Annotated in this window: 13 protein-coding genes; 6 read left to right on the top strand and 7 right to left on the bottom strand. The window is 67.7% G+C overall.

Translation table 11 applies throughout. From position 1 onward, the window contains the following. Nucleotides 1–66 precede the first annotated feature (66 nt). On the bottom strand, nucleotides 67–654 hold the full coding sequence (locus ACS5Q7_RS17555; RefSeq protein ID WP_478340564.1) for a histidine phosphatase family protein: 588 nt from the start codon (nucleotides 652–654) through the stop codon (nucleotides 67–69). 96 nt (nucleotides 655–750) lie between these two features. On the opposite strand from ACS5Q7_RS17555, the gene ACS5Q7_RS17550 reads away from it, so the two are divergent. Further along, nucleotides 751–1,743: a polyphosphate kinase 2 family protein gene (locus tag ACS5Q7_RS17550; protein ID WP_478340563.1), complete on the top strand. Its 993-nt coding sequence runs from the start codon at nucleotides 751–753 to the stop codon at nucleotides 1,741–1,743. A 531-nt stretch (nucleotides 1,744–2,274) separates the two neighbouring features. Here the strand turns inward: ACS5Q7_RS17550 and ACS5Q7_RS17545 are convergent. Together ACS5Q7_RS17545 and ACS5Q7_RS17540 are read right to left on the bottom strand one after the other, a co-directional pair. Further along, nucleotides 2,275–3,492 (bottom strand): serine hydrolase domain-containing protein, encoded by a 1,218-nt coding sequence (locus ACS5Q7_RS17545; RefSeq protein ID WP_478340562.1) that lies wholly within the window; start codon nucleotides 3,490–3,492, stop codon nucleotides 2,275–2,277. Between the two features lie 82 nt (nucleotides 3,493–3,574). After that, a complete protein-coding gene (locus ACS5Q7_RS17540) occupies nucleotides 3,575–3,805 on the bottom strand; it encodes a hypothetical protein (RefSeq protein ID WP_478340561.1) in 231 nt (76 codons plus the stop codon). Between the two features lie 148 nt (nucleotides 3,806–3,953). On the opposite strand from ACS5Q7_RS17540, the gene ACS5Q7_RS17535 reads away from it, so the two are divergent. Then, a complete protein-coding gene (locus ACS5Q7_RS17535; protein WP_478340560.1) occupies nucleotides 3,954–5,426 on the top strand; it encodes an MFS transporter in 1,473 nt (490 codons plus the stop codon). A 9-nt stretch (nucleotides 5,427–5,435) separates the two neighbouring features. Here the strand turns inward: ACS5Q7_RS17535 and ACS5Q7_RS17530 are convergent, their stop codons facing one another. Then, nucleotides 5,436–5,675, bottom strand: a complete 240-nt coding sequence (locus ACS5Q7_RS17530) for a hypothetical protein (RefSeq protein WP_478340559.1) — start codon at nucleotides 5,673–5,675, stop codon at nucleotides 5,436–5,438. Nucleotides 5,676–5,907: 232 nt separating this feature from the next. Continuing rightward, nucleotides 5,908–6,915, bottom strand: a complete 1,008-nt coding sequence (locus ACS5Q7_RS17525; protein ID WP_478340819.1) for a glucokinase — start codon at nucleotides 6,913–6,915, stop codon at nucleotides 5,908–5,910. A gap of 224 nt (nucleotides 6,916–7,139) precedes the next feature. On the opposite strand from ACS5Q7_RS17525, the gene mqo reads away from it, so the two are divergent. Beyond that, the gene (mqo, locus tag ACS5Q7_RS17520; RefSeq protein ID WP_478340558.1) at nucleotides 7,140–8,849 is read left to right on the top strand and encodes a malate dehydrogenase (quinone); all 1,710 of its coding nucleotides are present in this window, start codon (nucleotides 7,140–7,142) and stop codon (nucleotides 8,847–8,849) included. Between the two features lie 7 nt (nucleotides 8,850–8,856). On the opposite strand, the gene otsB is transcribed toward mqo, so the two are convergent. Continuing rightward, nucleotides 8,857–9,600: a trehalose-phosphatase gene (gene otsB / locus ACS5Q7_RS17515; protein WP_478340557.1), complete on the bottom strand. Its 744-nt coding sequence runs from the start codon at nucleotides 9,598–9,600 to the stop codon at nucleotides 8,857–8,859. A gap of 180 nt (nucleotides 9,601–9,780) precedes the next feature. On the opposite strand from otsB, the gene ACS5Q7_RS17510 reads away from it, so the two are divergent. Both ACS5Q7_RS17510 and ACS5Q7_RS17505 read left to right on the top strand, forming a co-directional pair. Continuing rightward, the gene (locus tag ACS5Q7_RS17510; protein WP_478340556.1) at nucleotides 9,781–9,984 is read left to right on the top strand and encodes a hypothetical protein; all 204 of its coding nucleotides are present in this window, start codon (nucleotides 9,781–9,783) and stop codon (nucleotides 9,982–9,984) included. Nucleotides 9,985–10,025: 41 nt separating this feature from the next. After that, nucleotides 10,026–10,397, top strand: coding sequence for a DUF6894 family protein (locus ACS5Q7_RS17505; protein WP_478340555.1), 372 nt, complete (start codon nucleotides 10,026–10,028; stop codon nucleotides 10,395–10,397). 4 nt (nucleotides 10,398–10,401) lie between these two features. Here the strand turns inward: ACS5Q7_RS17505 and ACS5Q7_RS17500 are convergent, their stop codons facing one another. Beyond that, nucleotides 10,402–10,845 carry a DUF488 domain-containing protein gene (locus ACS5Q7_RS17500; RefSeq protein ID WP_478340554.1) on the bottom strand — a complete coding sequence of 148 codons (444 nt, stop codon included), beginning with the start codon at nucleotides 10,843–10,845 and terminating at the stop codon, nucleotides 10,402–10,404. A gap of 204 nt (nucleotides 10,846–11,049) precedes the next feature. Between ACS5Q7_RS17500 and ACS5Q7_RS17495 the strand changes: the two genes are divergently transcribed. Then, nucleotides 11,050–11,922 carry a glycoside hydrolase family 25 protein gene (locus ACS5Q7_RS17495; RefSeq protein WP_478340818.1) on the top strand — a complete coding sequence of 291 codons (873 nt, stop codon included), beginning with the start codon at nucleotides 11,050–11,052 and terminating at the stop codon, nucleotides 11,920–11,922. Nucleotides 11,923–11,945: the final 23 nt, after the last annotated feature.

Below are 11,945 nucleotides of genomic sequence, written 5' to 3'. Positions count from 1 at the left end.
CGAGGCGGCTTTCCATGCGATGGCCCCTGCGGTGATGATGAATTCCCGACCGTTGCTTGTGGGTCATCAGGCCCAGCGCCAGCCCGCGGCATCGACCACCAGCACCTCGCCCTGGCGGATGCCGAGGCGCGGGGCGGCGTAGATGTCCAGCTGATCGAGGGCGACCAGCATGGCACGGGCGACGCCGCCATGGGCGACGATCACCGAAACCGGTGGGAGTTCCGCGAGGAACGGCGCCACGCGCTCCACCAGCATCGCGTAGCTCTCGCCGCCGAGGCCCGGCGGACGGTGGTGCCAGCGGTTCCGGTCCCGCTGGCTGGCCCCCGCCGCGTCGCGCCGCCGGATCTCCGCCCAGGTCGAGCCCTCCCAGGCACCGAAGCCGATTTCGCGCAGGCGCGGATCGGTGGCGTAATCCTTCGGCGGCAGCCCGAGCGCCTCGCGGAGAATCTCCATCGTGCGCCGGGTCCGGATCAATGGGCTCGCGATGTAGGTCGCCTCCGCCAGGGCTGTGCCGGCGACGGCCTTGAGGCGCGGCGCCACCGCCGCAGCCTGCGCCTCGCCGATGGCGTTCAGGTCGATATCATGGGCACCCTGAAGACGGCCCTCCGCGTTCCAGCCGGTCTGGCCGTGCCGGATGAAATAGATAGTTCGCAAACCGAACGTTCCTTACGAGGAACACGGCGACCGGAACGAGGCCTCAGCCCAACCGTTCCGATGCCGCTCAGCAACGCCCCCCACAGGCCTCACCGGATGTCCAAGAAGCACGGCAAGCATGATCGCGGCCAGCCCGTTTCCGGCAGGCAGGTATCAGACCGGGACGAACTCTCCCACGGACATTTGCTCCCACCCTCGACATCCCTGTGGGCGAACGCCGCCGGGATGATCGCCGGGGAACGGCCAGACGCGCTCGGCGGGCAGGTCTCCGGCTCGGTCGTGCCGGCGCAGGGGATCGTCGCCGTGCCGCCGGGTGCGCCCTTCGATCTGGCGGGTGTCGACACGCGCGAGGATGGCGGGCTCGACAAGACGTGGGCCGAGGAGCACCTGCGCAAGGAGCGGGCGCGGATCTCCGACCTTCAGGAGAAGCTCTATGCGGAGCGGCGGCGCAGCCTGCTCATCGTGCTCCAGGCCATCGACACCGGCGGCAAGGACGGCACGATCCGCGCCGTCCTGAAGGGCGTGAACCCGCAGGGCTGCGCCATTGCTTCGTTCAAGGTGCCCTCGCCCGAGGAATTGGATCACGATTTTCTCTGGCGCTATCACCGCCGCACCCCCGGCAAGGGGATGATCGGGGTGTTCAACCGCAGCCATTACGAGGACGTGCTGGTGGTCCGGGTGAAGGGCCTCGTGCCCGATGAGGTTTGGCGGGCGCGCTACGGGCTCATCAACGATTTCGAGCGGCTGCTCACCGAAAGCGGCACGACGATCCTGAAGTTCTTCCTGCACATCTCGAAGGCGGAGCAGAAGGAGCGGCTGGAAGCCCGCATCGCCGATCCGTCCAAGCATTGGAAGTTCGACCCGGCCGACCTCGTGGAGCGCAAGTCTTGGGATTCCTATCAGGACGCCTTCGCGGACGCGCTCGGCCGCTGCTCGACCCCGCATGCCCCCTGGCTCGTGGTACCGGCCGACCGGAAGTGGTTCCGCAACTACGTCGTGGCCAAGACCGTGGCCGATACGCTCGAGGCGATGGACCCGCAGTTTCCCGAGGGGCCGAAGGACATCGCGGGCCTCAAGGTGCCGGATTGAGCCTGTGACCTCCCGGCGTCGCGTGTTCGCTCGCGATGGCGGCGTGGGCGGTGGAAACGCTGTAACCTCGGACTCGCCTCCCGGCGGGTTCTGTAGTCAGTCGAACTGCAATCACACCGCGCCGCACCAACATCGAGCGCAAGCCGTTCAATCCGCTGCACGATGCCTCTGTGAAGGCGCGCTACTCACGCCATTACACGATCACCCGCGAAGAGTTGGACTAGATCGTGGAACGCCCGACATCGGCCTCAGCCTAAGTCTCCGGCCGAGAGGTTCGAACTCCCCTCTCCCCGCTTGCGGGGAGAGGGCCGCGACGACCCCGTCGTCGTCGCGGCGAGGCGGCAGCCGATGGTGAGGGGGCGTGCCGAACGAGGCTCCTCCGGTAAGCCCCCTCACCGCCGCTTCGGCTTCGCCTCCGCTTCCGGCTGGCACGACAAGGTGCCAGCGGGCCTCTCCCCGCTTGCGGGGAGAGGGGTTTCCCGCGCCTTTTCGGCCAGTCTTACAGAATGAAATCGGCGACGGCGCGTTCGGTCAATCCACCAGCGCCGCGTAGGTCAGCACGCGCAATTCCTTGCGGATCGGCAGGGCCGAGGACGGGACGAGCTGCGTCATGAGCACGACGGCCAGATCCTCCTTGGGGTCGATCCAGAAGGCGGTGGAGGCCATGCCGCCCCAGGCGACCTCGCCCGGCGTGCCGACGATCTGCGCCTTGGCCGGATCGAGCATCACCGAAAAGCCGAGGCCGAAGCCGATCCCCGTGTAGGAGGTTTCCGCGAAACGCGGCGTGCCCATGGCCGCCAGATCACCCGGCAGGTGGTTCGACGTCATCAGCGCGACGGTCTTGCGGCCGAGGAGCCGGCGCCCGTCGATCTCGCCGCCATTGAGGATCATCCGGCAGAAGCGGTGATAATCCGCCGCCGTCGAGACGAGCCCGCCGCCGCCCGAGGCGATGGCCGGCGGCTGCGCGAAACTGCTCTCGACGGAGCCGTCGAAGGGCCGCAGCTTGCGCTCGCGGTCATAGGCGTAGCAGGCGCAGAACCGGTCCAGCCATTCCGGGTGAACGTGGAAATCCGTGTCGACCATGCCGAGGGGCGCGATCACCTCCTCGCGCAGGTAATCCGCGAAGGGTCGGCCGGAGACGATAGCGACGAAATGGCCGAGCACGTCGGTGGCCACGCTGTAGTTCCAGGCCGCGCCGGGCTGGGCCAGCAGCGGCGCCGAGGCCGCCCGCGCCGTCATCTCGGCCAGGGTGCCCTCGCGAGAGAGGAAGTCGATGCCCCTCTCGCGATAGACCGCATCGACCAGGGTCGCTTCCATGAAGCCGTAGGTCAGGCCGGCGGTGTGGGTGAGGAGATCGCGCACGGTGATCGGCCGCTTGGCCGGTTCGGTCTCGATTCTGGCGCGGTTGCCGCCGACCGCGACGCGCATCTCCGCGAATTCCGGCAGGAAGCGGGAAACCGGGTCATCGAGCTGGAACAGGCCCTGCTCGTAGAGCTGCATCACCGCCACCGAAGTGAGCGGCTTCGTCATGGAATAGATGCGCGTCACCGTGTCGAGGGTGAAGGGCGTGCCGCGCGCGAGGTCCGCCTGCCCGCAGGCGCGGGCGAAGACCGTCTTGCCGCGCCGCTGCATCGACACCGAAAGGCCCGCGAGCCGCCCATCCGCCACGAGCCGGTCCATCCACGGCGCAATCCGGGAAAGTCGCTGCGGGCAAACGCCCGCCTCGCGCAGGTCCGTGTCGGTGGTCATGCCCATCCGCTGCTCCTTCCGCTCGTCGTCCTCCCCGACGCTGTACGCGCTCCGATGGGCCGGCGCGAGCGCAAGAGCGGTCTCAGCGCGGTTCGACGAGCGGCTGGTAGACGATGCGGACGGCGCGTCGGGGCGCCTCTCCGGCAGACGCGAACAGCGCCGTCACCGAGTCGGACGGACGCAGCGTCCAGCGCTCCTCCGCGCCCACGAGGATGCGGGGCTTGGGAGCGGGCAACGCGGAATCCGCCGCCCCGGTCGGGAAGGAGGCGAAGCCGGTGACGACGACAAGAGCGAGAAGCAGGCGGTTGGACATGGCGACCACGCGTTGCGAGCGAAGCCAGGGTGACGCGCGCCAATGAAGACGAGATCGAACCGAATCGGTCGGGTGATTGTTGCGAACAGCAATTCGGAGTTGCGGTTTATCGCTTCTCACGACTTTTGGTGAATGAGGAACGCGCGGAATGGCGACCAAAGTGGAGGGGGTGGCCGGCACGCCCGAGCGCGCCGAGGTCGGCAGCGTCGTCGATACGGACATCGCGGGGCGCCTCGACCGCCTCCCCTGGGGTCGCTTCCACGTTCTGGTGATCGTAGCGCTGGGCATCACCTGGGTGCTCGACGGCCTCGAGGTGACGCTGGCCGGCTCCCTCGTCGGGGCGCTGCGCCAGCCGCCGATGTCCTTCACGGAGTTCGATGTCGGCCTCGCGGCCTCCTCCTACCTCGTCGGCGCCGTGACAGGCGCGGTGGGCTTCGGCTGGCTGACCGACCGCATCGGCCGCAAGAAGCTCTTCTTCATCACCCTGGCGCTCTATCTCGTCGCCACGGCGGCCACCGGCCTGTCCTGGAACGTGGTGAGTTTCTGCTTCTTCCGCTTCCTCACGGGCGCGGGCATCGGCGGCGAATACACCGCCATCAACTCGACCATTCAGGAACTCGTGCCGGCGAGCGCACGGGGCTGGACGAACCTCGTCATCAACGGCTCGTTCTGGATCGGCGCGGCGCTTGGCTCCTTCATGTCGATCGTGCTGCTGAAGCCGGAAGTGATCGACCCCGCCTGGGGCTGGCGCGTGGCCTTCCTCACCGGCGGCGCCATCGGCCTCGTGATCCTGTTCCTGCGGCGATGGATTCCCGAAAGCCCACGCTGGCTCGCGACCCATGGCTATGTGGCCGAGGCCGACCGCGTCGTCACCGGCATCGAGAAGCGCTTCACCGATGCGGGCGTGACCCTGCCGCCGCCGGACCCGAAGAAGCACACCAAGGTTCGCGTCCGTCACCACACGCCCATCACGGAAGTAGTGAGATCGATGTTCGTGACGAGCCGCAAGCAGACGGTGGTGGGCCTGTGTCTGATGGTGGGGCAGGCGTTCTTCTACAACGCCCTCTTCTTCACCTACGCCCTGGTGCTGGAGAAGTTCTATCAGGTGCCCGGCGGGCAGGTCGGCTGGTATCTGCTGCCGTTCGCGCTGGGCTCGTTCCTCGGGCCGGTCGCCCTGGGGCGGCTCTTCGACACGGTGGGCCGGCGTCCGATGATCGCCTTCACCTACGGCATCTCCGGCGTGATGCTGGCCGGGGCCGGCTACCTGTTCCTCATCGACGCCTTCGGCCCCGTGGGCCAGACGGCGGTGTGGATGGCGGTGTTCTTCTTCGCCAGCGCGGCGGCATCGTCGGCCTATCTCACGGTGGCGGAAACCTTCCCGCTGGAGATCCGGGCGCTCGCCATCGCCGCCTTCTATGCCATCGGCACGGGAGTCGGCGGCGTTTCGGGCCCGCTTCTGTTCGGCACGCTCGTCGAAAGCGGCTCGCGGGAATACGTCTTCGTCGGCTACCTGCTCGGCGCGGTGCTGATGATCGTCGCCGCCGTGGTGGGCGGCATCTGGGGGACCGCCGCCGAAGGGCGGTCCCTCGAAGATGTGTCAAAGCCGCTGGCCGCGGCCTGACCCGTCGGCTTAGCGGTTGGCGACGTCGATCCGGGACGCGGCGGCCGAGAACGGGCGCGGCGTCTCGGCGGTCGGGACCGGCTGGGGCGTTACGGTGAAGTCGCCGGCCGGGTGGACGGCGCGAATCTCGCGGGCATGTTCGCGGCTGATCGGCGGGGTCACGTTGATCCGGTCGTCGGCCGTGGCGACGCCGGCCGCGAAGGTCGCCGCGGCGATAGCGGACGACGCGAGAACGATAATCGTGCGCATTGTGTGCTCCGATGCGACACCGGGGAATTCCGGCACGCAAAAGAAAACACAGATTTGGTGCGCTGCGGTTTGAAAAATTCGCAATGCAACAAAACGCGGAGCGTCAAGCCGCCCTGCGCTATGGTTCCCATTGCCGAGGCAAACAGACTGCCGCCCTTGTAACAAGATATGCGTTCAGCGCATGAGTTGCGCTATGTCAAATGTATGACATGTCCGACGCGGGCAGCTTGGATCACGCCGGGCGACGCCAGACCTGGCCGTGATAGACGAACTTGTCGCCCTCGCTCGCCAGGGCGGACAGCCCGTTGAACGCCGGATCCTGCACGGTGATGACGCTGGTGGGGATGCCGCGCATCATCGCCGCGAAGGGGGCCTTCCGCTCGAAGGCAGCACGAAATCCGCTTTCTTCCAGCACCCCAATGATGCGGGGCGCGATGCCCCCGCCGATATAGACTCCGCTCGTGGCGAGGAAGGTTAGGGCCAAGTCGCCACACACGCGCCCAAGCAGACGGGCGAACAAGGTCAGTGTCTCGACCGCGTGGGGATCGGAGGCGTTCAGACCCGCCTCGGTGACGGCGGCGGGATCGATCTTGTCATGGGGACGCCCGGTGCGGACCTGAGCCACCGCCGCGTGCAACCGCGCGAGGCCGGGCCCTGACAGAACCGTCTCGACGGTGATGCGATCCTCGACACGGTCCAGGGCGTGCCAGACCTGTTCCTCGAAGTGATCGGCCGGGCCGATATCGGTGTGTCCCGCCTCGGTCGAGACGATGGCGAGGCTGGAGGCGTAGGGCACCAGGGCCGCCGCGCCGAAGCCGGTGCCCGGGCCGAGGACGACGCGGGCGCCCCCCACGACGGGCGGGCAATGGCCGATCGGCGTCAGGTCGTGCGGCTCGATCTCGGCCGCGCCCGCCGCCACCGGCACGTAATCGTTGACGATCACCGCCGAGGACAGGTCGAAATCCCCCGCGATGCGTTCGCCGCTCACTTTCCAATGGGCGTTGGTGAGCTGGATCTCCGGTCCGTCGACGCGGCCGGCGATGGCGAGGATGCTGGAGCGCGGCGCGGGCGCATCCTGCCCGGCTTTGCCGAGGGCGGCGCGGATCGCGGACGAGGGATCGGGATGGTCCGCCGTCGCCTCGTGCGAGAGCGTGCGTGGCTTCGCGCCCTTTCGCTCCAGAAGTCCGAAGCGGGCATTCGTGCCGCCGATGTCGCCGATGAGCACCGGGAACTCGAACATCGACATGATCCTCTCCACCGCACAGTCGCGGCTACCCACGACCTGTGTGGCAAATGACGCCCGCCACGGGAAGAGCACGGGCCAACCCTTGCGCCCGACGCGGCCCCCCATTGCACCGCACAAGGCTTGAGCATTGCGCCGCGTTCGGCGAGGAGCGCGGCTGTAAATTACGCTTTCAGTGTCTGAAAATAAAATTTAACTCTCGCAGAGATTCACCGGTAGCAATGATCGAGAACGGCACCTGCTCTCCCTCGCGTTATGGGAACGATAGTTCCGCAGACATCAGCCGCCGGCAACTTATCGGTACTGCGCTGACCGGGGCAGCCGTCGCCGCCGTGCCCGCGACGATTGCGGAAGCAGCCGGCAATACTCGCAGGGTCGACGTATTGCTGATCGGCGGCGGCATCATGAGCGCCACCCTCGGCGTGTGGCTGCGGGAGCTCGAGCCCGACTGGTCGATGGAGATGGTCGAGCGTCTCGACGGCGTCGCGCTGGAGAGTTCGAACGGCTGGAACAACGCCGGCACCGGCCACTCCGCCCTGGCCGAACTCAACTATACGCCCGAGGACACGAAGGGTCGCGTCACGATCGACAAGGCGGTCGCGATCAACGAGGCGTTCCAGATCTCCCGGCAGTTCTGGTCCTGGCAGGTCAAGAACGGCGTCCTGAAGAATCCGCGCAGCTTCATCAACTCGACGCCGCACATGAGCTTCGTGTGGGGCGAGGAGAACGCCTCGTTCCTCAAGCGCCGCTTCGAGGCGCTGAAGGCGAGCCCGCTCTTCGCCAGCATGCAGTTCTCGACGGATCCCGAGCGCATCAAGGCCTGGGTGCCGCTGATGATGGAGGGCCGCGATCCGCAGCAGAAGATCGCCGCCACCTGGGCGCCCATCGGCACCGACGTCGATTTCGGCGAGATCACGCGCCAGTTCGTCGGCCACCTTACGAGCGGGCCGAAATTCGATCTGAAGACCGGCACCGAAGTCGAGGCCCTGACCCGCAACGGCGACGGCTCCTGGCGCGTGACGACCCGCAACGTGAAGACCGGCGCCGAGGATACGGTCGATGCCGCGTTCGTCTTCATCGGCGCGGGCGGGCGGGCGCTGCACCTGTTGCAGAAGTCAGGTATTCCCGAAGCCGAGGATTACGCCGGCTTCCCCGTGGGCGGCTCGTTCCTGATCAACGACAATCCGGACGTCACGTCGCTGCACCTCGCCAAGGCCTACGGCAAGGCCTCGGTCGGCGCCCCGCCGATGTCTGTGCCGCACCTCGACACCCGCATGCTCGGCGGCAAGCGCGTGATCCTGTTCGGACCGTTCGCGACCTTCTCGACCAAGTTCCTGAAGGAAGGATCGTATCTCGATCTGCTCTCCTCCACGACCACGAGCAACGTGTGGCCGATGGTGCGCGTCGGCATCGACCAGTACCCGCTGGTGGAATACCTCGCCGGCCAGCTCATGCTGTCGGACGAGGACCGCTATCAGGCCCTGCGTGAGTACTTCCCGAACGCCAAGAAGGGCGACTGGCGCCTGTGGCAGGCGGGCCAGCGGGTGCAGATCATCAAGCGCGACCCCGAGAAGGGCGGCGTGCTGAAGCTCGGCACCGAGATTGTCAGTGCGAAGGACGGCAGCATCGCGGGCCTGCTCGGTGCCTCGCCGGGCGCCTCGACCGCCGCGCCGATCATGCTGTCCGTGTTGGAGAAGGTCTTCGCCAAGAAGGTCGCGACGCCGGAATGGCAGGAGAAGATCCGCCGCATCGTCCCGAGCTACGGCACGAAGCTCAACGACGATCCGCAGAAGGCCTTCGAATCCCTCGCCATGACGAGCGAGACGCTGCAGCTCACCCCGCCGCCGCGCATCGAGGCTTCGGTGCCGGTGCCTGTCGAGGCCCCCGCCGAGGACGCGGTGGTGAAGCCCGTCCCCGACATGGCGCCGTAAGCGCCGCTCAGGCTGGCGGCAGCGCGTCCGGGTCGATCGGCGCGCCGGCGGCCCAGGACGCGAGGAGCGCCCGCACCGCCGCCGGGTCCGGCAGGCGGCGGGCGGCGGCGGTCTCGCCGTCGCCGACGCGCACCGCCACGCCACCATCCTCGCTGACGCTCGCGAAGGCGATCTCGTCGGTCTTGTCGTCGCCGAGGAAGATGGCCCGTCGCCCCGCGTAGGGCGGCTCTTCCATGAACGTGCGAATGGCGACGCCCTTCGTCGCGGTGGCTGGGACGATCTCGCCCACCGCCTTGCCGAGTTGCAGCCGGTAGGCACTGGTCAGCACCCGCGCCGCCTCCTTCACCAACGCCTCGGCCCGCTGTGCGTCATCCGGGCTGGCCAGCCGCCAGTGGACGGCGACCGACGCGCCCTTGTCCTCGATCAGCACGTTCGCCAGAGCTTCCGAATCCGCGTGCAGGCGCGCGACCTGACGGCGCAGCTCCGGGTGATCCTCCGGCCGGCCGCCGACGATCTCGCCTTCGCGCCTCCGCTCGACCCCATGCAGACCGGCCGCGTCCAGCACGGCGGGGCTGAGGAAGCCGTCGATCTGCGTGATCGGGCGGCCGCTGACGATCGCGAGCGCTCCGCCCAGCCGCGTCCGCAGCGCTTCGAGGTTGTCGATCAGCCCCGTTTCGACCGTCACGGCATCGGGCCTGGGCGCGATGTCGACGAGGGTTCCGTCGAAGTCGAGGAAGAGGGCGAAGTCCATCGCTGCGGTCCTGAGCGTTGAGGGCGGCCGGTGCCGGAGGTAGCGCGCAGGCCGGAGGGCGCAACAGGAAGCGTGATCGAGCCGGCGATCCCCTCAATCCACAGCAATTTACCGGCCGAAGACACGACATGGTAACGAGACCGGCCGAACCTGCCCGCATTCCTTCGCCGGACAGCGGACATGATGACAAGCCAGCAACTCGCCGAGGAACTGAAGCGCATCGCGACGGCCCAGGTGAGCGACATCACGCGGGCTGTGAAGGAAGGCCAGAAGTCGATCGCCCTCAACGAGGTGCGGGACATGGCCCGGCGCATCGGCCTGCTCGCCGACGCCTTCGATCCCAAATCGGCCCCCGAACCCACCCAGGACGTCGAGGCCGCCTGAACCCGGCCGCCCGGCCTCACTCGTAAGAAAGCCTCGCCCTCATGCGTGCCTTCTTCAACATCGTCGTCAACGGAAAGGTCATTTCGGATCGCGTCGGCCAGGACGTCGCGGATGCGGCCGCCCTGCGCTTCGTCGCATCGACGGTGGTGCGCGGCCTCGTCCAGCGCCATGGCGGCGAGGCCAAGCTCCTCGACGCCGCGCTCCTCGTCACCGACGAGGCCGGCGCGCGGCTGATGGAGATCTCGTTCTTCGAGGCGCTCTACCTGCCGGTGGCGCCGGAGGCCGATCCGAACCGGCGCCGGCCGGAGGCACGCGCCGAGCGCCCGAACGCGCTGCTCGGCGCCGCGCTGAAGCCGATGCGGCGCTTCGCGGACGCCGTCAGCGCCCGCGTCCAGGCGATCGCGCAGCCCTGAGGCTTCAGCCGAACAAGTCCTCGACCACGAAGCCGCGCGGCGCCAGCCGCTCGGCCAGCAGGCGGCGATGGCAGCGCGACGGATCCCGCTCGAAGCAGAGCAGGCACGTCGGTGCCTTCTCCGCGAGGATGGCCAGTTCGTCGAGCGCCGCGATGCCCGCGGACGTTTCCAAGACTTCCTCGCAGTAGATGCGCTTCAGGAGCGCGGCATCGTCGGCGCGGGCGGCCTCGCGGCCGGATTTCGGCGTGCCGAGCGCCCGCAGATGCGCATAGCCGAGCCCCGCCTCCTCCAGCCCCGCCTTCAGGGCCCCCTTCGAGAAGCCGCGCTTGCGCGAATTCGCCACGGCCCGGACATCGGCCAGCACGGCGACCCCGGCCGAACGCAGCGCATCGCGCAACCGCTCCGGGTCGAGGCCTTCGTAGCCGATGGTAAACACGGTGTTGCTCACGCCGAGGCGTCCCGACTTCCCTTGCTTTGCCGGGACTTAGGCGCTTCCGGCGCCGTCTCCAAGTCCAACAGGCTGTGAGTATGTCGCTGGCCGGCAACGCATCCCGGAATTCCGCCGCATTGATCGCAAAGGTCCGTTAACTGCACAGGGGTCATCGAATAGGCCTGTCGTAAGCGCTTTTCTGAGAAACGGGCGGTGGCGCTGATGTCGCGGGATCGAGTTTCTGCACCGTACTTCGGGGACGCTCTGGGGGCGTCGCTGTCGGCATGGGTGCGGACGGCACGTCGGGCGCTTGCGGTGGCGACTTTCGCCGGGCTCGCCGCCTGTTCCAACAACCCCGATTTCTACCCCACCAAGGGCGACGTGAAGCCCCACCCGGGCGTGGCCAAGGCCAAGCTCCACCCGATCCAGGGCATCGACATCTCCAAATGGCAGGGGAACGTCGATTGGGCGTCCGTCCGCGCCGCAGGCACTCAGTTCGCCTTCATCAAAGCGACCGAGGGTGGCGACCACGTGGACGAGCGCTTCCGCGCGAACTGGGATGGCGCCGCCGCCGCCGGCATCCCGCGCGGGGCCTACCATTTCGTGTTCTGGTGCCGTTCGGCGCGGGAGCAGATGAACTGGTTCAAGAAGAACGTCCCGAACGACCCGACCGCCCTTCCCCCGGTCCTCGATGTCGAGTGGAACGGCCACTCCCAGACCTGCCCGCGCAAGCTCCCGAAGGAGCAGGCCTTGGCGATGGTGCAGGAAATGCTGGAGGAGATGGAGCGCTATACCGGCAAGCGCCCGATCATTTACACCGACATCACGTTCCACAAGGACGTTCTCGAGGGTGAGCTGCCGGATTACCCGCATTGGCTGCGCTCCACCGCCGCCGAGCCGGAACAGCGCTTCGTGAACCGTCGTTGGATGCTGTGGCAGTTCACCTCAACCGGCCGCGTCCCAGGCGTTCGCGGAGACGTCGACCGCAACGCCTTCTACGGGACACCCTCCGATTGGGCGTCCTTCCTTTCAACGGACTGTGATCCGAGAGAACACAAGCGTTTGTCGTCGCAGGGCGTTTGCACGGATAAGTAGCATTCAGGTGACGACTTGCCAAA

It is taken from the genome of Methylobacterium sp. Gmos3 (genome assembly GCF_056430985.1).
This window is presented reverse-complemented; position numbering and strand designations above follow the sequence as displayed.

Coding starts and splice junctions, on each gene's coding strand:
- ACS5Q7_RS17505 (WP_478340555.1), top strand. CDS start 10,026: ATGCGTGCCTTCTTCAACATCGTCGTCAACGGAAAGGTCATTTCGGAT.
- ACS5Q7_RS17550 (WP_478340563.1), top strand. CDS start 751: ATGTCCAAGAAGCACGGCAAGCATGATCGCGGCCAGCCCGTTTCCGGC.
- ACS5Q7_RS17510 (WP_478340556.1), top strand. CDS start 9,781: ATGATGACAAGCCAGCAACTCGCCGAGGAACTGAAGCGCATCGCGACG.
- ACS5Q7_RS17525 (WP_478340819.1), bottom strand. CDS start 6,915: ATGTTCGAGTTCCCGGTGCTCATCGGCGACATCGGCGGCACGAATGCC.
- mqo (WP_478340558.1), top strand. CDS start 7,140: ATGATCGAGAACGGCACCTGCTCTCCCTCGCGTTATGGGAACGATAGT.
- ACS5Q7_RS17495 (WP_478340818.1), top strand. CDS start 11,050: ATGTCGCGGGATCGAGTTTCTGCACCGTACTTCGGGGACGCTCTGGGG.
- ACS5Q7_RS17530 (WP_478340559.1), bottom strand. CDS start 5,675: ATGCGCACGATTATCGTTCTCGCGTCGTCCGCTATCGCCGCGGCGACC.
- ACS5Q7_RS17535 (WP_478340560.1), top strand. CDS start 3,954: ATGGCGACCAAAGTGGAGGGGGTGGCCGGCACGCCCGAGCGCGCCGAG.
- otsB (WP_478340557.1), bottom strand. CDS start 9,600: ATGGACTTCGCCCTCTTCCTCGACTTCGACGGAACCCTCGTCGACATC.
- ACS5Q7_RS17540 (WP_478340561.1), bottom strand. CDS start 3,805: ATGTCCAACCGCCTGCTTCTCGCTCTTGTCGTCGTCACCGGCTTCGCC.
- ACS5Q7_RS17545 (WP_478340562.1), bottom strand. CDS start 3,492: ATGACCACCGACACGGACCTGCGCGAGGCGGGCGTTTGCCCGCAGCGA.